Genomic DNA, 17,133 nt, shown 5'->3' with positions numbered 1-17,133 from the left:
GGCTTGGCTGAGTCTATCCTGACAACTGTCGTTCTGCCTCATGTTCAGACTGCCCGTCAGGGTGTGGAGCTGATGGCGCAGATTGTCAGAGAGCAGGGAGCAGCAGAGGGTAATATTATCACCATTGCTGACAAGACCGGTGTCTGGTATATGGAAATTCTATCTGGCCACCAATATGTTGCTATTAAATTCCCAGATGACAAGTATGCAGTCTTTCCTAATACTTTCTTCTTGGGCAGTGTTGACTTTGACGATACAGAAAACGTCATTGCCTCAAAAGGTGTTCAGGATGTAGCTAAGCAAGCTAACTCTTATAAAGAAATTGACGGCAAATTCCACATTTCTCAGTCCTATAATCCACCGATGGCAGAGGCAGATCGTTCTCGTGCCTGGGCAGGTATCACTAGTCTAGATCAAAATGCGGCCGTGTCTTATAACGACTCTTATTTTGACCTCATGCACTCCACAGACAGAAAGATCAGTGTAGCAGATGTAATGGCTATGCAGCGCAATCGCTTTGAGGGTACTCAGTTCAAACCGCTGGACCAAATGGAGCTAGATGGTAAGGGGCTGCCACAACGCGGTACGACTGATCCTGTTTACAAATATCCGCTGGGCAACCCAAATGTCATGGAAGCTCATATCTTCCAGCTCAAAGACGGCGTTCCAGCCAATATGGGCGGAGGCACTATGTGGCTGGCGGTAGGCAGTCCGCGCTTCTCACCTTACCTGCCTTATAATGGGAATATCACGGATACTTACGATGCTTATAAGGTCAACACAACTAGCTACAGTCCAGACTCTTGGTACTGGGTGGCATCTCATATCTACGATATGGCGGCCAAGCATCAGGACCTATTTGGTACTTCTGTCCAAGACAAGTGGAAGGCTTTGGAAGCCCGCTTTATTGAGGAGCAAAATGCTCTGGATGCAGCCAATGCAGCTCTGCCAGACTCTTCAGCAAAAGTTACTGAGGAAACACAAGCTCGAGCAGCGCAAGTCTTTAAGGAAATGAAAGAGCTAGAAGCTGAAATGGAAGCTAAAATCAAGGAAGCAACAAAAACAACTCCATCTAGCTCCAGCAAAGATTCTAGCGGCTCTTCGTCATCTCAAAGTTCGTCAAGTTCTTCCTCTTCGGCAACCTCTAGCAGTTCTGATACACGGACGGAAGTCAATGTAGAAGATGACAACTTGGTGGATCTCGCAACTGGCATTCGCTTGAAAAACGCTGACTTGGTCAAGGCCGGTCTTCAGCTGTCTGTGAAAAAACTGGAAAGCAAGATTCAGCCGACTGATACTTATGACATTAGCTTGACCGATCCGAATGGTCAGCCGGTGCATCAGGTCAGTCCAACTCTTGTGACGATCCCACTTCGCAAAGATCTGCCAGTAGATGCCGTCTATGCTTTGGATGAAAATGGTAAGCAGGTTGAGAAATTTGATGTAACGGTTAATCAAAACCAGACCATCAGCTTCACGACCAATCATTTCTCTGTTTACCAAGTGCAGTATCGAAATGAGCAGTCCGTCAAGGCCAAGAAAAAAGACCTGCCATCAACAGGTGAGCAAGTGACCATCATGGGCCTTGCAGGATTGATTATCCTAGCAGGAGTCGTCTTCCTTTTGAAGAAAACAAAGAAAAACTAATCTAAAATAAAAAGAAGGCCGAGCAATATGTTCGGCCTTTCTTGGTGAAAAAACGATTTTTATTTAGGCTATCCTTTAAGCTAGAGCCTTTATCTTAAATAATCATAGTTATAAGTAGTCAAAATGATGTCAGTGAGTTCTTCAGGTTCTTCTTGAGCTCCGCCGGCTATCCAAAGAGAAATAATCCCCTCAACACTGGATAGGAAGATTTCCAAGGCGTATTTCTGAGGGATGTGAAAGTTCTCCTCTAAAAAACGCTGGGTAGCAGCCTTTTGCTTATCACTCAGAATGATACTGGTTATGTACTCCCGAATAGCCTCCCGAAAGTCAATATAATGGCTTCTGGTCAGGGCATTGATAAGACGTTCATTAGCTCGCAGTATATGAAATTTTGCTATCATTAACTTTTTGGGATATTCATTCTCCGCTTCAAACATGCTATAACTAGAAAGTTGGGAAATAATGTCGTTTTTGAGACTATCAACCATCTGATATTTATCTTGGTAGTGGAGGTAGAAGGTGCCGCGATTAATCCCTGCCCGTTTGCAGAGTTTGCTGATGGAGATAGTATCAAACCTTTCCTCTAATAGTAGTTGAATCAAGGCTTCCTTGATGTCTTCCTTAGTGCTAGTTTTTCGTTTCTGGACCATTTTTCTTCCTTTTTGCTTAAATCAACACTTTGTTGATTTTTGGTTATTGATTTTTGTCTAAGCTCATTATATAATATCTGTGATTTAGAATCAACACCTTGTTGATTTAAGAGGACGAGCTTTGAAAAGGAGAGATGATGTCATGGCTTATATTGAAATGAAACATAGTTTTAAACGTTATCAGATAGGTGAGACAGAAATTGTTGCCAATCATGATATTTCTTTTGAGATTGAAAAGGGGGAACTGGTGATTATCCTAGGCGCTTCTGGTGCTGGTAAGTCTACGGTGCTCAATATCCTTGGAGGTATGGATACCAATGATGAGGGAGATATCCTGATAGACGGCCAGAATATTGCTGACTACAATTCCCACCAGCTGACGGACTATCGTCGCAATGATGTGGGCTTCGTCTTTCAGTTTTACAATTTGGTGCCCAACCTGACGGCCAAGGAAAATGTCGAATTGGCTTCTGAGATTGTCAAGGATGCTCAAGATCCAGTGGCCGTTCTAACTGCGGTCGGTATGGAAAATCGCCTCAATAATTTTCCTGCGCAGTTATCAGGCGGGGAGCAGCAGCGGGTCTCTATCGCTAGGGCTGTGGCAAAAAATCCCAAGATTTTGCTCTGCGATGAGCCGACAGGGGCTCTGGACTACAATACTGGCAAGCAAGTGCTGCAAATCTTACAGGATATGTGCCGCAATCAAGGGGCGACGGTGATTATCGTGACCCACAATGCTGCCTTAGCTCCCATTGCTGATCGGGTCATCCGTATGCACGATGCGAGGATTAAGAGTGTTACAGTCAATGAACAACCACAGGATATAAGTACATTGGAGTATTGATATGAAGAGAAAGATTTATTGGAAAGATATTCTGCGCTCCTTCACTAGCTCTAAAGGACGTTTCCTATCTATTTTAATCCTTATGATGCTAGGCTCTTTAGCTCTCGTGGGGCTCAAGGTCGCTCCACCCAATATGCGCAGAACAGCAACAGATTACTTGAAAGAGCAGCGAACCATGGACTTGGCCGTTATGGCGGATTATGGATTGGATGCGGAGGATCAGAAAGAGCTGGAAGCTATCAAGGGAACTGATGTCGAGTTTGGCTATCTGACAGATGTCACCGTGGACGAGGAGGCTCTCCGAGTATTCTCAGATACCAAGGATATTTCAAACTTTCAAGTGACCTCTGGTCGTCTTCCCAAGAATGCGCAAGAAATTGCCCTGGCTAGCTTTTGGTCTAGAAAATATAAACTTGGTCAGGTGATTGATCTGACCGAGAAAGCAGGCAGTCGGTCAGTTCTGAAAAACAAGACTTATAAGATTGTGGGTTTTGTCAACTCAGCAGAGCTCTGGTCTGATAGAAATCTGGGCAATGCGACTAGTGGCAGCGGGGCTTTATCAGCCTATGCTGTAGTCAGCCCCAAGGCCTTTGATACAGATGTTTACAGTATTGCCCGCCTGCGCTATCATGATTTAGAAAAGCTGGCTCCCTTCTCTGCAAGTTATCAGGAGCATTTGGAGGAGCACCAGACTGCTTTGGACAAGAGCCTTGAAGATAATGGAGCGACCCGGTTTAAGCGATTAGAGACGGATGCCAAAAGCACCATTCAGAAGGGTGAAGACAAGATTGCTCAGGCTGAGAGTGAGCTGACCCAAGGTAAAAAACAGTTAGAGCAAGCTCAGAGTCAGCTAGACCAGCAAAAAAGCCAGCTAGCGGCAGCTCAATCCGCCTCTATCCTAGCTCCCGATCAGCTTAGCCAAAGCCGGCAGCAGATTCAGGAAGCTGAGTCCCAGCTCAATCAGAAAAAAGCAGGCCTCGCACAGGCAGAGAAAGACTTATCAGCTAGCAAAGACAAGCTAGCTGAGGCTAAGGCAGACCTGAGTCGTTTGAAAGAGCCGGACTATCATAGCTATGACCGTAAGTCGCTGCCAGGTGGGAATGGCTATTATATGTATAAAAACTCTATGAATAGTATTGCGTCGATTGGCAATATCTTCCCGGTGGTTCTCTATTTGGTGGCAGCTATGGTGACCTTTACCACCATGACTCGCTTTGTCGATGAGGAGCGAACAAATGCAGGTGTCTTTAAGGCTCTAGGCTATCATAGCCGAGATATCATTCGCAAGTTTGCGCTTTATGGTTTGGCGGCGGGGAGTCTCGGTACCCTCATAGGAATTCTGTTGGGACATTATTTCTTGTCAGGAGTGATTTCTTCTATTATTACCAGAGGGATGGTGCTTTCTGCCCCTCATGCTTATTTTTATATTTCCTATAGTTTACTGGCTCTGGGACTTTCCCTTCTATCCAGTGTTCTCCCTGCCTATTTGGTGGCGAGGCGGGAGTTGACAGAAGAAGCAGCTCACTTGCTTTTGCCCAAGCCACCGGTCAAAGGCTCTAAGATCTTTTTGGAAAGACTGCCCCTTATCTGGCGGCGTCTTAGCTTTACTCAGAAAGTCACAGCTCGCAATATCTTTCGCTATAAGCAGCGAATGCTCATGACCATCTTTGGTGTAGCGGGTTCCGTTGCCCTGCTCTTTGCCGGTCTAGGACTCCAATCTTCTATTGGTGGTATTCCAAAACGTCAGTTTGAGGAGATTTTACGATACGACTTGATTGTCGCTGTCAATCCTGGGGAAAATCAGGCTGAGCAGGACAAGCTGAAAAAGATGCTGGCAAATGACTCGATTGCTGACTATCAGGAAATCCATAGTGAAACCCTAACAGAGAAATACAAAGGAAAAAAAGAGACAGAATCAGTCACTTTAATGGTTACGGACAAGGAAAATTTTGAACCTTTTATTTCTATGGAAAGTCCTGACAACCAGCAAAAGCTGACTCTCAAGGACGGTGCAGTGGTTTCGGATAAATTGGCCCGCATAGCTGGAGTTAGCCCCGGTGGCAGTATAGAGCTGGGTGGCAAGTCTGTCAAGCTCGCAGCAGTCAATGAGAATCATTTTGGCCATTTTGCCTTTATGAAGGCGACTGACTACCAGAAAATTTACGGGAAAAAGCCCGATAAAAATGCTTATCTAGTGCGGCTCAAGGACTCTTCCAGCGAAAATATTGTCGATAAGGCCAATGAATTTATGAGCCTCAAATCTGTCAAGAGTGTTTCCCAAAACGCAAGCATGGTGAAGCAGTTCAACGTCCTAGCAGATTCTCTTAATAATACAATGCTGGTTTTGGTCCTGATTTCTATTCTTTTAGCAGTCGTCATTCTCTACAATCTGACCAATATCAATGTAGCCGAGCGGATTCGCGAACTGTCTACCATCAAGGTTCTGGGCTTCCACAATAAGGAAGTGACCCTCTATATCTATCGAGAGACCATTATTCTGTCAGTGATTGGGATGGCAGTTGGGCTTCTAGGCGGTTTCTTCCTGCATCGTTTTTTGATTGAGAAGGTTGCGCCTAGTATTATCAGCTTAAACCCTCAAGTAAGTCCCTCAGTCTATCTGTTCCCTCTAACTGCAGTGACTCTTATTCTGACCTTACTTGGCTTCTTTGTCAACTACCGCCTCAGACGGGTGGATATGCTGGAAGCACTCAAGTCTGTTGATTGATAAAAAGACTTCAAAACTTTCACTCACTTGATGGGTGGAAGTTTTTTTGAACTTTGATATAATATTCTTTGTAAAGAAAGAGAAAGACACATGATGACACGAAAAATTGCCTTATTATCAGATGTGCATGGGAATAGCACAGCCTTGGAAGCAGTACTGGCGGATGCGGAAAGCCAGCAGGTGACAGACTATTGGTTTTTGGGGGATTTGCTCCTGCCAGGAACCGGTCGCAGGAATATCCTAGACAGGATGGAGCAGCTGCACATCAGCCTCCAGGTCAGAGGGAATTGGGAAGATAGTCTCTGGCATGCCCTGCATCAAAAGTTAGACTTGACACGTCCCAGCCATCTCTACCTGACTCGGCTCTGCCATTTTGTCCTAGAGGAAATCAGTCCTGAAGAGATTGACCGTATGCAGGAACTTCCTCTGCAAATCTTGACAGAAGTAGAAGGATTGAAGATTGCAGTCAGCCACCATCTGCCTGATAAGAACTGGGGGCGGGAGTTGATTCATATTGGCGAGCAGAGTGATTTCGACCGCCTTTTTGAAGGAAATGATTGTGCTGTTGCTGTTTATGGTCATATTCACCAGCAGTTTCTTCGTTATGGGACTCAGGGACAGCTGATCATCAATCCCGGCTCTATTGGTCAGCCGTTCTTTCTTGATTCAGCTTTGCGTCAGGACTTGCGAGCCCAGTATGCCATTTTAGAGATTGATGAGAAGGGTCTGGCTGATGTCGACCTGCGGCGCGTGGCCTACGATGTGGAGCAGGAACTGCGATTGGCTCGGGAGCTCCACTTGCCTTACTATGAGATTTATCGGGAGAGTTTAGTCAATGGTATCCACCATACCCATAACCACGACCTGCTGCGGGAAATCAGTGAGCGGGAAGGCTATGCAGACGATATTGAAGCTTTCTTAAAGTCCGGTCGTAACTCTTGAAGTTACACCATTTTTGAGATATAATAGTGAGAGAAAATGATAAGGGAGGAGAAAAAATGCAGATTTCTAGTCGTTTTACCATTGCCACTCATATGCTGATTGTCCTGGCTTTGGAGGGAAAAAAACAAAAACTGACAAGTGATATCCTTGCTGGCAGTGTTGGCGTCAATCCAGTTATTATTCGCAAGACCCTGTCCCAGCTCAAGAATGCCGGCATGATTACCGTTGCTCGTGGGACTGGAGGAGCAGAGATTGCTAAAGATTTGAAAGACATTAGCCTGTTGGACGTCTATAGCGCAGTTGAATGTCTGGGCAAGAGCGGCCAGCTCTTTAGTTTTCATGATAAGCCCAATCCAGACTGTCCTATCGGCAAGAACATTCACAATGTCTTAGATGACCGATTGGCGGCTATTCAGGCAGCCATGGAAGCTGAATTGGCTCAGACCAGCCTTGACGAGGTCGTCGCAGCAACCGAAAAAGAAATTAAAGAACAATCTGTTTCCCAGTGAGCAGATTGTTTTTTTGGTGAATAATATCCCGAGATGTAATCATTGACATTACATTAAGATGTGCTATACTAGTAGATATAATATAAATGATTACAATTTAAAATAATCTTTCGGAGCAAATAGAAAGGCAGGCATCCGCATCAAGGAACCTATCTCATTTTTGAGAAAATAAAAAAAGATTGAGCAGGAGCACTGCTGAAATTTTAAATTTAAGAGAGGAGAAAAACATGACTTTTGAATATGAAAGCAAGATTTATCTAGGAGAGGTGGCACTTTATGTGGCCGATTTAGCAAGACAAAAGGACTTTTATCAGCGCGTTTTAGGGCTGGAGCTTTTGGAAGAGCAGGATGGACAGGTGGCTTTGGGCCAGGACGGGCAAGTGCTGGTGAGACTCTTAGCGACCAGTGACCGGCAGTCAGTCAAGTCGGCTTATGGTCTTTATCATCTGGCGCTTTTGCTTCCAAGCCGTCAAGCCTTGGCAGATATCCTGAAGCATTTATCAGAAAGTAAAGTTCCTATGGTTGGAGGGGCGGATCACGGTTATAGTGAAGCCATTTATCTGGAGGACCCAGAAGGCAATGGCATTGAGCTTTATCGGGACAAGCCTCAGACTGATTGGGATATTCGGGAAGATGGCCGCATTATCGGAGTGACGGAAGCTCTAGCGGCTCAAGAAATCTATGAACTAGGTCAGGAAGTCCAAACGTTTAGTATTGCAGAAGGAACTCGTATGGGCCATGTCCACCTGTCTGTGAAAAATAGCAGAGCAGCAAGTCATTTTTACCAAAAGCTTCTAGGCTTAGAGGACAAATTTTCTGTACCTTCTGCTAGCTGGCTGGCATCCGGGAAATATCATCATCATTTAGCAGTCAATGAATGGGGAGGTTCTCACTTGAATCATCGTCAACCGATGCAACTGGGACTAGCCTATTTTGAGGCGCAAGTTCAAGGAAAAGAAGACCTAGTAGCAATTTATGAAAATGCTCTGGACTTGCAGGCGCCAGTCCGATGGATTAGCTCCCAAGAGCTAGAAGTCACAGACCCAGATGGGATTGTGGCAAAGCTCCAAGTCACCTAGTTAAATACGATATCATCCCCCATCTGTTAAAGATAGGGGGATTTTGTTTTTCTGATGAGAAAGCCAGATTGTTATATTTCCGCTTCCAAAATGATGGTATAATAACTAAAAGAAAGGTGGAGATATGTTAGCTAAAAATATAATCTATTTAGAAACGTCATCTATCTTTGACTGGGGACAAATCATTTCCTACTTATCAAGAGAGGAAAAGGAAGTGATGTACCAAGTTGCAAATGACAGAATTAAGCGCTTGTTTAAAGTTGAAAATGAATTTTATCTTTGTACGATTTTTTACAATGAGCATGTTCAAGAGATATGTATCCAGGCGGAAAATCAGACTATTTTTTCTGCTGAGGCTAGAAAAGTTATTAGCAATTTTGTCAGAGATTGGTTGGATTTAGATCAGTCGTTAGATAACTTTTATCAGTTTGCACAAGAAGATGATATTTTATCTCCTTTGGTTCAGAAATTTTACGGACTTCGTTTGATTGGTGTCCCAGATTTTTATGAGGCTATTACTTGGGGAATTTTAGGACAGCAGGTAAATCTTGCTTATGCTTATACCCTAAAAGAACGTTTTGTCAAGAAATATGGCGAAGCTTTTCACTATAACCATGAAACTTACTGGCTTTATCCAAAGCCAAAGATGGTTGCGAATAGTATGGCTGAGGAGTTATTGGAGTTGCAAATGACTCGTAAAAAAGCAGAATATTTGCAAACAATATCAAAGCTCTTGTATCAGGGCACCATTTCAAGAAGTTATTATCAAAAGTTAGATACAGCTGAGCAAATTGAAAAAGAGCTGCTTAAACTTTATGGTGTCGGTCCGTGGACGGCTCATTATGTGATGATGCGATGTTTTCGTATCCAATCGGCTTTTCCGATGGCTGACATTGGATTGCAGAATGGCATATCTTATATACTTGGTTTAGATGAGAAACCGTCTAAGGAATTGCTGTTAAAGTTAAAAAATGAGTGGGGAACATGGTGTTCATATGCAGTTTTTTATATTTGGCGTTTGCTTTATTAGTTGATTATCATCGAAAAGGAGAAGAAATGTACATAACTTATTACAAATCCCCAATCGGCCGTATTCTCATTATGACGGACGAAACTGCCCTGCTGGGGCTGTGGCTGGAAGGACAGAAATATTATGGTGCAGGCTATGATTTGGAGCAAGCACAGCAGGAGGAGACAGAAGTAAGCCAACGCGTTGTTGCATGGCTAGATGCTTATTTTAAGGGGGAAAATCCCCCAACAGATGAAATTCCATTGGCACCTCAAGTGACTGAGTTTAGAAGCAAGGTTCTGGCAGTGTTGCAGAAGATTTCCTACGGTCAGACGGCTACCTATTCAGATATTCTACGAGAATTACAAGCCGAGTATGGTAAGATTGGTTCGGCCAGAGCAGTCGGAGGTGCGATTGGGCATAATCCTATTTCTATTTTAATTCCCTGTCATCGGATCGTTGGAAGCGATGGCGAGCTGACGGGTTATGCCGGCGGACTTGATAAAAAAGCTTACCTGCTGAAGCTGGAGGCGAGGAAATGATGGCGTTAGGACATATGGCTGAAGATTGGGAGTGGGAGGCTATTAAAAGTAATAACAGTGATTATGATACGTTTTTTTGGTATGGTGTTAGAAGTACCGGAATTTTCTGTCGTCCCTCATGTGCCTCTCGTCTTCCCAAAAAAGAAAATGTAACGATTTTTCAAAAAGCAGAGCAGGCAGTTGAAGCAGGATATAGACCATGTAAACGATGCCGTCCACTAGGAAAGCCGGTTAGCAAAGAGGAGTGGGTAGAAGAAATTGATCATATTTTAAAAGAATATTTCCAGCAAAGTTTAACTTTGAAAGATTTAGCTTTTATGGCAAAAGGCTCTGAGTCTTATCTTCGGCATGTCTATAAGAGTGTGACTGGAAAAACACCACAAGAACGTTTACGCGAACTTCGATTAGAATACTCTAAAGAAATACTAATCAACACTAATCTCTCAATACAAGAAGTTGCAGAGCATTCAGGTGGCCTGCATGCAGCCTATTTCGCAAAATTATTTCGGAAGACTTACGGAGTGAGTCCGATGGAGTATAGAAAACGACATTATAAATAAGAGTATAATGAATTCTCATTATGTTACAGCATAGATTTTAATAGCGAATACCTGTTGGTAATAAATACTTATTGAAAAACATATATATAATTGTTGGAGAAGAAAGGAGATTTTTACTATGTCTAAACAAATTATAGACCCGATTCAATTGCGTCACGGTGCCAAATTAACCAACCGTTTGGTGCTGTCCCCCTATGTATACTTTCAGTGGCTTAGAAGGAGGATTTGTGTCTGATGATACTTTGCGATACTACGGAGCACGCTCTCAGGCAGCCAGTCTTTTGATTACTGAATTTCATTATGTCAGTCCATCAGGAGGGCCTTGTTACCAGACTGGCTATCCAGTTCAATTAGGTATTTACTCTGATGACCACATCGAAGGGGAGAGAAAATTAGCTGCTGCCCTTCAAAAAGATGGCAATAAAGCGATTTTGCAGCTTCATCATGGTGGGATAGCAGCTTCAGGCCGTGCTTTGAAGGGTGAGGAAGTATTGGCTCCCAGTGCCTTAGATTTTTCTTTCCTGCCATATCCAGTGAGAGAAATGACTGATGAAGAAATCCTTGAAATTATCAAGGATTTTGGTCGGGCAGTCAAACGTGCAGTTCAAGCTGGTTTTTCAGGAGTAGAAATCCATGGTGCCAACCACTATCTGCTGCAGCAATTCTTTTCTAGCACATCCAATGTTCGTCAGGACAGATGGGGCGGAACTTTGGAAAAACGTATGGCCTTTCCTTTGGCAGTAGTCGAGGAAGTGAAGCGTGCTGCGGCCAAGTACGCGCCGGAAGATTTTATTATTGGCTATCGAATTAGTCCAGATGAAATCCATGAAGATCAAGTGGGCTATACTTATGAAGAAGCCAAGCTTTTGGTCAAGGAGCTGGTCAAGCACGAACTAGACTACATCCATTTGTCGCTTTTGGCTGGCTATGATTCAAAACCTGCAGGATCAGACAAGAGCTATGCAGATCATTTTAAGGAAGTGATGGATGAGCAAACCAAACTGATTACAATCGGTGGTGTCTTTGGTCAGGAAGATGCAGAAGCTGCTATTGAGGATACGGCTGCGGATTTAGTTGCAATCGGCCGTGGTACCTTGATTGACCCGCTGTTTGGCTATAAGGTACAGACGGGGCGAGGAGCAGAAATTGTCCATGAGATTAGCCCTGAGCAGTTGAAAAACTCTCAATTGACACCAGGCTTGCTTGAAGTGTTCAGCCGTAAGGATTCTGGCGGGCTGCCCGTTCTACCTGGTCATGATAGTATTATCCACCTTCATACTGGTAAATTTGGGGATGAGGGACAGTAATAATTTTGGTGTAATTTTTTCCAAGACTTTTACCATTTTACTGGTGAGAGTCTTTTTTTCGTACAGTAATAAACTAAAAACCCCCTTTGTCAGCTGCTGTAAGTGACAAAGGGGATTTTCATTAGTCAATATGCCATTGTGTGGCCAGCCAGTCGACAAAGGCAGCATAGCGCTCTTTGAGGGCTTCATGATGACCGTAAGGATCAAAGACGGAGCAAGTGGTAAGAATTTTTTTCTGAATCAAGCGATGAATTTTTGCAGCATAAAAAGGAGCTTTGGAAAGTCGGTTTGAATGATTCGCACCTTCTGTCTTTCCATTCTGCAAATAGACTAGACAGTCCTTGTTTTTCAACTCCCGTGTCCGGCAATAGTCGGTAAAACCTGGGTACCAAAAGGAACCGCAGATAGAAAAAACACAGAGAACTTCGCAGACACTATAGAGACTGTAAACAGCCGCTAGTCCACCGAGAGAGTAACCACCATAGGCAATTCTCTTGTCATCCAGTAGGTAGTGCTGTCTGATTTCCGCTAATATACCGTTGAATAGTTTCTGATGGTAGCTATCTGCTCTGCCGCCAAAATCTGGATTGCCAAACTTTAGAGCATTGGCTTTCCAGGGTGTATAATCGTCCAGCCTGTTATTTGATATCAGTCCGATCAAGATTACCGATGAAGAAAGCCTGCTCAGGTAGTTTGTCTGTCCATCATTTAGCAAGATTGCTGGATAAGGTCGTGATCCGTCATAATCTTGGGGCAGGGCAATATTGACAGTGATACCCTCCCAGACAAAGGTCTTATTTATTGACAAAGTCATTGATTTTCTCGAGTGAGTCGATTACAGCAGGTCCATAATCCATGAACTCATCATAGGAGATGGTCATGATTTTCTGATTTTTGACCGCTAGGACATCTTCCAGAACTGGATTGGCTTTCATTAGATCAACTGCTTGCTCATCCATGGCCTTGTTGCGGTCGCTGGTTACGTAGATGATGACTTCTGGATCCATAGAGACCAGATTTTCCAAGGTTAGGTCAGAGGTTCCAGTCGCTACATTGGTATAGCCGAGCTGGTTGAGCAGACTCTCCTGCAGGGCAGATTTATAGGCACCGAAAGTCTCATCGTTGTAGGCACACATGATGAGCGCTTTTTTCTTTTCCCCTTGACTAGCCTTATTGGTTTTCTTGACACTGTCAATTCTTGCCTGCAGCTGGTCAGCATACTGGTTGGCCTTGTCTTGAACGTTAAAGATGGTTCCTATATTCTTGACATCTTCAACGATATTGCCTAGGTCTTGCTTGGTATTGGACAGGGAAGCCTTCTGTGTATAGACAGGGATTTTGTTTTCATTCCAGGCACTGACTGTACCCAGAGACTTCTCGGAAAACATCATGTTTCGACCAAGAAGAGCATCTGGCTCATAGGATAGCACAGTTTCCTGTGATACGGTTTTCTTGTCGCCGACTTGCGGAATGGTGGCAATATCAGCCTTGTATTTATCTGTGACATCGTTGTCTGGATTGAGCATACCGGCGATCTTGTCTTTCAATCCTAGTTCAATCAAGATTTCGGTCGTCGAAAGGTTGTTGGTGATGACCTTTTCCGGTGCCTTTTCAAAGACCTGTTCAATCTCCTTACCTTCGGCATCGTAAGTCTTGATTGTCACTGGATATTTTGTCTCTGCTGTGCTCTTTTTCGCGCTTTCTGTTTTGGAGGAAGATTGTGAAGTTGAGCTTTCTTTCGTACTTTCTTTAGATGAAGAATTGCAGGCTGCCATTGTCAGTGCAGCAGTTGCGACGAGTAAGATACTGAGTGTTTTTTTCATATTGCCTTCCTTTCTTGGGCTTGGAGCTTGTATAGATAAAGCTGAGAGCAGGCTCTTATAGATACTGAATCATGGCCTGTCGATCCTTGGTCCAGATCACTTTGCTCTGAATACCGTAAACGGCTTGCAGTGAATCATGGGTGATGGCCTCCTTTGGAGCACCTTGGTATGCAATCTCACCTCCTTTCATGAGGTACAAATAGTCTGAATACCGACAAGCCAGTTGGATATCGTGTAAAACAGCCAAAACATTGATGTTCAGGTCTTTGACGATACGCAGCATATCCAGCTGGTATTTGATATCCAGATGATTGGTCGGCTCGTCTAGGAGCAGTAGGCTTGGCTGCTGAGCCAAAGCACGTGCCAGCAAGACTCTCTGCTTCTCACCACCAGATAGGGAGAGATAGGTTCGCTCTCCCTTGTCTAGCATGTCCACCTGCCTCAAGGCATGACGGACAAGGGCATAGTCTTTTTCGCTCTCTTTTTGAAAAAGGGACAGATGTGGCGTCCTGCCCAGCATGACGATTTCTTGGACGGTGCAGTCAAACTGAAGATGGTTAAACTGAGTTACAACGGCTATTTTCTGGGCTGCTTTTTTTATGCTGACCTGTTCGAGTGGCCTACCGTTTAGATAAATGTCCCCGCTGTCAGGTTTGATTTGGCGGTAGATGGTTTTGAGAAGACTAGTTTTGCCGCTTCCGTTGGGCCCTAAAATGGTATGAAACTGATTTCCCTTGACCGTGAGTGAAATCCCTCTTAAGATTTCTTTTTGGCCGACAGCATAGTGGATATTTTGGCAAGTTAGATCCATATCAGCTGCTTACCTCCTTTCGGCTTTTGGCTACAATATAGATAAAGAAGGGTGCACCGACCAAAGCAGTGAAGATTCCAATAGGCAGCTCGGCATTTTTGACCAAAATTCGAGCCAAAACATCTGCCCAGACCAGAAAGAGAGAGCCGAGCAGGGTAGCGATAGGAAAGAGCCTTTTGTAGTTGGTACCGACTAATCTTCGAGCAATGTGCGGAGTGATTAGTCCGACGAAGCCGATAATGCCGCAGCAGGCAACCAGCACCGCAGTCATGACTGCGACAACTGTGATATAAAGGAACCAGTAAAAACGCAGAGGAACTCCCAGTGTCAAAGCTGCTTCGTCCCCCATCATCATAGTATTGAAAATCCGATACTGGGAACAGAAAAACAAAAAGGAGAAACCAACAACAAGAGCTGGCAAGGCAAGGCCTGACCAAGAAGTTCCGGCTAGCGAGCCCATGGTCCAGAACTTGATCGTCATAACACTATCAGCGTTGGCACCGACAGAAATGATAAAGTTGGAAAAGGCGATAAAGAGGGCATTTACAACTGTTCCTGATAAAATCAGACTGCTTGTCGTCATTTTTCCCTGCATGGATGCGATAAAAAGGACCACAGCTGATGCCAGAATGGCTCCTATAAAGGCACCTGTGCCAGTAATGGATTTGAGTCCTAAGATAATGCTTAGTGTAGCTCCGAATGTTGCACCCGCTGAAATTCCTAGGATATAAGGCTCTGCGATGGGATTATTGACAGTAGATTGCATGACGCTGCCACAGACAGACAGCCCAGCACCAACTAGGATTCCTAAGAGCACTCTTGGAACCCGCATGTTCCAAACAATAGCGATTGTAGACGGCGATAGTTTGCCTGTGCCGAGGGAAAAACCGAGCTTGCTGAAAATAATCTGGTAAGTATCCTGTATATCAATAGTGACCGATCCCAAAGATACAGCTAAAAAGAGGGAGAAAGCCAGAAAAATGATGAGAAGCAAGATTAGGCAGAGATAGCGAGAAAATCCGTGATTTTCTGACCTTTTGAAGAGCATCCAGACCTCCTTAACAGCAAAGATTAGAATTTTTAGACAATTTTTCATAAAAAATTATAACATTTTTAAATCAGAAGGGCAAGAAGGGATAAAAACCTCTGATATGACAAGATTTAATGACGCTTTATCCTTTCAGTGATGAAATCATCTTGCTAGTGTAAAAACTGGTTAGTGCGGAGTAATTGAGTTCTTCGGAAAGTCTCGAGAGACGACTTCATTGGAGAAAAAGTGGGTGAATCTAAATGACTTAGTATAATTACTAGAAAACAAGAAAAAACGACAGAAACTTTTCTATCGTTTTTTGAAATTATAAATGCTTAAGGACTAAGAGAGCTATAACGATGTACAACAATGATAGCTCAAAGAATCAGAATTCCTTTGCCAAACCTAATAATCATTCAAGACACAATATAGGCTTATAAAATTCTATTCAAAATACAGCAAGTCCTTGCTAGTTTCGGTGAAGAGTTCAAAACCATTCTTAGTGACATGGCCGCAGTCTTCGATGCGGACACCGACTTTGCCAGGGATATAGATACCAGGCTCAACAGAGAAGCACATGCCTTCTTCGATGACCATGTCGTTGCCCTCCATGATAGATGGAAATTCGTGAACATCCATACCGATACCATGGCCGAGACGATGGTTGAAATACTCACCATAGCCCGCTTTTTCAATGACTTGCCGAGCGGCACGGTCTACTTCATGAGCTGTGACACCTGGCTTGATAAAGTCAAGAGCAGCTTGTTGGGCTTCCAATGTCAGATGGTAGATATCTTTTTTGAACTGGTCCGGCTGACCAACAGCAACAGTCCGCGTCATATCGCTGGCATAGCCATTGACCATGCAGCCAAGGTCAAAGAGCAGGAGGGCGTTATTTTCAACCTTATTTGCTCCGGGAATGCCATGCGGATTAGCTGCATTATTTCCCGTCAGCACCATAGTTTCAAAGCTCATCTCATAGCCTTCTCGCTTGATGGCAAAGTCAATCTGAGCGATGATATCCGTTTCAGTATTGTCCAGTGAGATATTGTCAAAACCGATATTGACAGCCTTGTCAGCATATTGTCCAGCTACCAGCATTTTCTGGATTTCATCGGCAGACTTAATCAGGCGCAAGCGGTTGACGTAAGGTGTCAGGTTGGTAAATTCTGCACTATCAAAGACAGTTTTCAATCCATGATATTTGGTCAAAATCAAGTTATCAAACTCAAGAGCGACAGTCTTGAAGGAGTGAGCCGGCAGGGCAGCTTTAATCTTCTGCCAAGGATTTTCAGAGTCCATATAGCCAAGGACTGAAAAGGAAACAGAACCTGAAGCACGCTCAACTTCTAAAGCTGGCACGAAGAGCAGGGGCTCATGGTCAGGATAGACAAACAAAAACATCTGCCGCTCATGCGGGTCGCTGTAGAAACCAGTCAGATAATTGATAGTGACTGGATCAGACAGAACAGCAGCATCTAGCTTCTCATTCTCGAGATAGTGGGTGATTTGTTGGATTTTTGTCATGGTCACAACCTTCTTTCTATGCCTCTATTTTGGCAAAAAATGTCAAAAAAAGCAAGACTTTTCAAAAACTTATCAAAATACTTGAAAGTGTTTACAAGAAGTGATAAAATGGTGAATGTAGGAAAGTG

Annotated in this window: 15 protein-coding genes and 1 pseudogene; 10 read left to right on the top strand and 6 right to left on the bottom strand. The window is 43.9% G+C overall.

What is annotated here, in order from left to right; genetic code table 11:
* On the top strand, positions 1–1,647 hold a 1,647-nt coding region (locus RWX26_RS10915; RefSeq protein WP_314581683.1), incomplete at its 5' end, for a C69 family dipeptidase.
* Positions 1,648–1,736: 89 nt separating this feature from the next.
* Here the strand turns inward: RWX26_RS10915 and RWX26_RS10910 are convergent.
* Positions 1,737–2,297, bottom strand: coding sequence for a TetR/AcrR family transcriptional regulator (locus tag RWX26_RS10910; RefSeq protein ID WP_314581681.1), 561 nt, complete (start codon positions 2,295–2,297; stop codon positions 1,737–1,739).
* Between the two features lie 142 nt (positions 2,298–2,439).
* On the opposite strand from RWX26_RS10910, the gene RWX26_RS10905 reads away from it, so the two are divergent.
* From RWX26_RS10905 to RWX26_RS10865, 9 genes and pseudogenes are all read left to right on the top strand, one after another.
* Complete coding sequence (locus RWX26_RS10905) at positions 2,440–3,141, top strand: ABC transporter ATP-binding protein (RefSeq protein WP_314581678.1); 702 nt, start codon at positions 2,440–2,442, stop codon at positions 3,139–3,141.
* 1 nt (position 3,142) lies between these two features.
* The gene (locus tag RWX26_RS10900) at positions 3,143–5,866 is read left to right on the top strand and encodes an FtsX-like permease family protein (RefSeq protein WP_314581675.1); all 2,724 of its coding nucleotides are present in this window, start codon (positions 3,143–3,145) and stop codon (positions 5,864–5,866) included.
* 93 nt (positions 5,867–5,959) lie between these two features.
* Positions 5,960–6,808 carry a metallophosphoesterase family protein gene (locus tag RWX26_RS10895; protein ID WP_314581686.1) on the top strand — a complete coding sequence of 283 codons (849 nt, stop codon included), beginning with the start codon at positions 5,960–5,962 and terminating at the stop codon, positions 6,806–6,808.
* 56 nt (positions 6,809–6,864) lie between these two features.
* A complete protein-coding gene (locus RWX26_RS10890; RefSeq protein WP_002931101.1) occupies positions 6,865–7,317 on the top strand; it encodes an Rrf2 family transcriptional regulator in 453 nt (150 codons plus the stop codon).
* A 227-nt stretch (positions 7,318–7,544) separates the two neighbouring features.
* Positions 7,545–8,396 (top strand): VOC family protein, encoded by an 852-nt coding sequence (locus tag RWX26_RS10885; RefSeq protein ID WP_314581672.1) that lies wholly within the window; start codon positions 7,545–7,547, stop codon positions 8,394–8,396.
* Positions 8,397–8,520: 124 nt separating this feature from the next.
* Complete coding sequence (locus RWX26_RS10880) at positions 8,521–9,426, top strand: DNA-3-methyladenine glycosylase (RefSeq protein ID WP_314581671.1); 906 nt, start codon at positions 8,521–8,523, stop codon at positions 9,424–9,426.
* Between the two features lie 26 nt (positions 9,427–9,452).
* The gene (locus RWX26_RS10875; RefSeq protein WP_049540659.1) at positions 9,453–9,947 is read left to right on the top strand and encodes a methylated-DNA--[protein]-cysteine S-methyltransferase; all 495 of its coding nucleotides are present in this window, start codon (positions 9,453–9,455) and stop codon (positions 9,945–9,947) included.
* Positions 9,944–10,507 (top strand): Ada metal-binding domain-containing protein, encoded by a 564-nt coding sequence (locus RWX26_RS10870; RefSeq protein WP_314581668.1) that lies wholly within the window; start codon positions 9,944–9,946, stop codon positions 10,505–10,507. The genes RWX26_RS10875 and RWX26_RS10870 overlap by 4 nt, the downstream gene beginning before the upstream one ends.
* A gap of 118 nt (positions 10,508–10,625) precedes the next feature.
* Positions 10,626–11,814 (top strand): annotated as a pseudogene (locus RWX26_RS10865) (NADH-dependent flavin oxidoreductase).
* 121 nt (positions 11,815–11,935) lie between these two features.
* Here the strand turns inward: RWX26_RS10865 and RWX26_RS10860 are convergent.
* The 5 genes from RWX26_RS10860 to RWX26_RS10840 form a co-directional block, all read right to left on the bottom strand.
* Positions 11,936–12,628: an alpha/beta hydrolase-fold protein gene (locus tag RWX26_RS10860; protein ID WP_314581665.1), complete on the bottom strand. Its 693-nt coding sequence runs from the start codon at positions 12,626–12,628 to the stop codon at positions 11,936–11,938.
* The gene (locus RWX26_RS10855) at positions 12,609–13,637 is read right to left on the bottom strand and encodes an ABC transporter substrate-binding protein (RefSeq protein ID WP_314581662.1); all 1,029 of its coding nucleotides are present in this window, start codon (positions 13,635–13,637) and stop codon (positions 12,609–12,611) included. The genes RWX26_RS10860 and RWX26_RS10855 overlap by 20 nt, the downstream gene beginning before the upstream one ends.
* A gap of 55 nt (positions 13,638–13,692) precedes the next feature.
* Positions 13,693–14,448 carry an ABC transporter ATP-binding protein gene (locus tag RWX26_RS10850; protein ID WP_314581660.1) on the bottom strand — a complete coding sequence of 252 codons (756 nt, stop codon included), beginning with the start codon at positions 14,446–14,448 and terminating at the stop codon, positions 13,693–13,695.
* Between the two features lies 1 nt (position 14,449).
* The gene (locus RWX26_RS10845) at positions 14,450–15,496 is read right to left on the bottom strand and encodes an iron ABC transporter permease (RefSeq protein ID WP_314581657.1); all 1,047 of its coding nucleotides are present in this window, start codon (positions 15,494–15,496) and stop codon (positions 14,450–14,452) included.
* A 426-nt stretch (positions 15,497–15,922) separates the two neighbouring features.
* A complete protein-coding gene (locus RWX26_RS10840; protein ID WP_314581655.1) occupies positions 15,923–17,005 on the bottom strand; it encodes a Xaa-Pro peptidase family protein in 1,083 nt (360 codons plus the stop codon).
* Between the last annotated feature and the right edge of the window lie 128 nt (positions 17,006–17,133).

It is taken from the genome of uncultured Streptococcus sp., from assembly GCF_963536705.1.
GTDB lineage: Bacteria > Bacillota > Bacilli > Lactobacillales > Streptococcaceae > Streptococcus.
Note: the sequence above shows the minus strand (reverse complement) of the source record. Positions and strands in the feature narration are given on the sequence as shown.

What these genes read in the sequence shown, in the direction of transcription:
- RWX26_RS10845 (WP_314581657.1), bottom strand. Translation starts at nt 15,496, where the DNA reads ATGCTCTTCAAAAGGTCAGAAAATCACGGATTTTCTCGCTATCTCTGC.
- RWX26_RS10870 (WP_314581668.1), top strand. Translation starts at nt 9,944, where the DNA reads ATGATGGCGTTAGGACATATGGCTGAAGATTGGGAGTGGGAGGCTATT.
- RWX26_RS10895 (WP_314581686.1), top strand. Translation starts at nt 5,960, where the DNA reads ATGACACGAAAAATTGCCTTATTATCAGATGTGCATGGGAATAGCACA.
- RWX26_RS10860 (WP_314581665.1), bottom strand. Translation starts at nt 12,628, where the DNA reads ATGACTTTGTCAATAAATAAGACCTTTGTCTGGGAGGGTATCACTGTC.
- RWX26_RS10850 (WP_314581660.1), bottom strand. Translation starts at nt 14,448, where the DNA reads ATGGATCTAACTTGCCAAAATATCCACTATGCTGTCGGCCAAAAAGAA.
- RWX26_RS10900 (WP_314581675.1), top strand. Translation starts at nt 3,143, where the DNA reads ATGAAGAGAAAGATTTATTGGAAAGATATTCTGCGCTCCTTCACTAGC.
- RWX26_RS10880 (WP_314581671.1), top strand. Translation starts at nt 8,521, where the DNA reads ATGTTAGCTAAAAATATAATCTATTTAGAAACGTCATCTATCTTTGAC.
- RWX26_RS10910 (WP_314581681.1), bottom strand. Translation starts at nt 2,297, where the DNA reads ATGGTCCAGAAACGAAAAACTAGCACTAAGGAAGACATCAAGGAAGCC.
- RWX26_RS10885 (WP_314581672.1), top strand. Translation starts at nt 7,545, where the DNA reads ATGACTTTTGAATATGAAAGCAAGATTTATCTAGGAGAGGTGGCACTT.
- RWX26_RS10855 (WP_314581662.1), bottom strand. Translation starts at nt 13,637, where the DNA reads ATGAAAAAAACACTCAGTATCTTACTCGTCGCAACTGCTGCACTGACA.
- RWX26_RS10875 (WP_049540659.1), top strand. Translation starts at nt 9,453, where the DNA reads ATGTACATAACTTATTACAAATCCCCAATCGGCCGTATTCTCATTATG.
- RWX26_RS10890 (WP_002931101.1), top strand. Translation starts at nt 6,865, where the DNA reads ATGCAGATTTCTAGTCGTTTTACCATTGCCACTCATATGCTGATTGTC.
- RWX26_RS10840 (WP_314581655.1), bottom strand. Translation starts at nt 17,005, where the DNA reads ATGACAAAAATCCAACAAATCACCCACTATCTCGAGAATGAGAAGCTA.
- RWX26_RS10905 (WP_314581678.1), top strand. Translation starts at nt 2,440, where the DNA reads ATGGCTTATATTGAAATGAAACATAGTTTTAAACGTTATCAGATAGGT.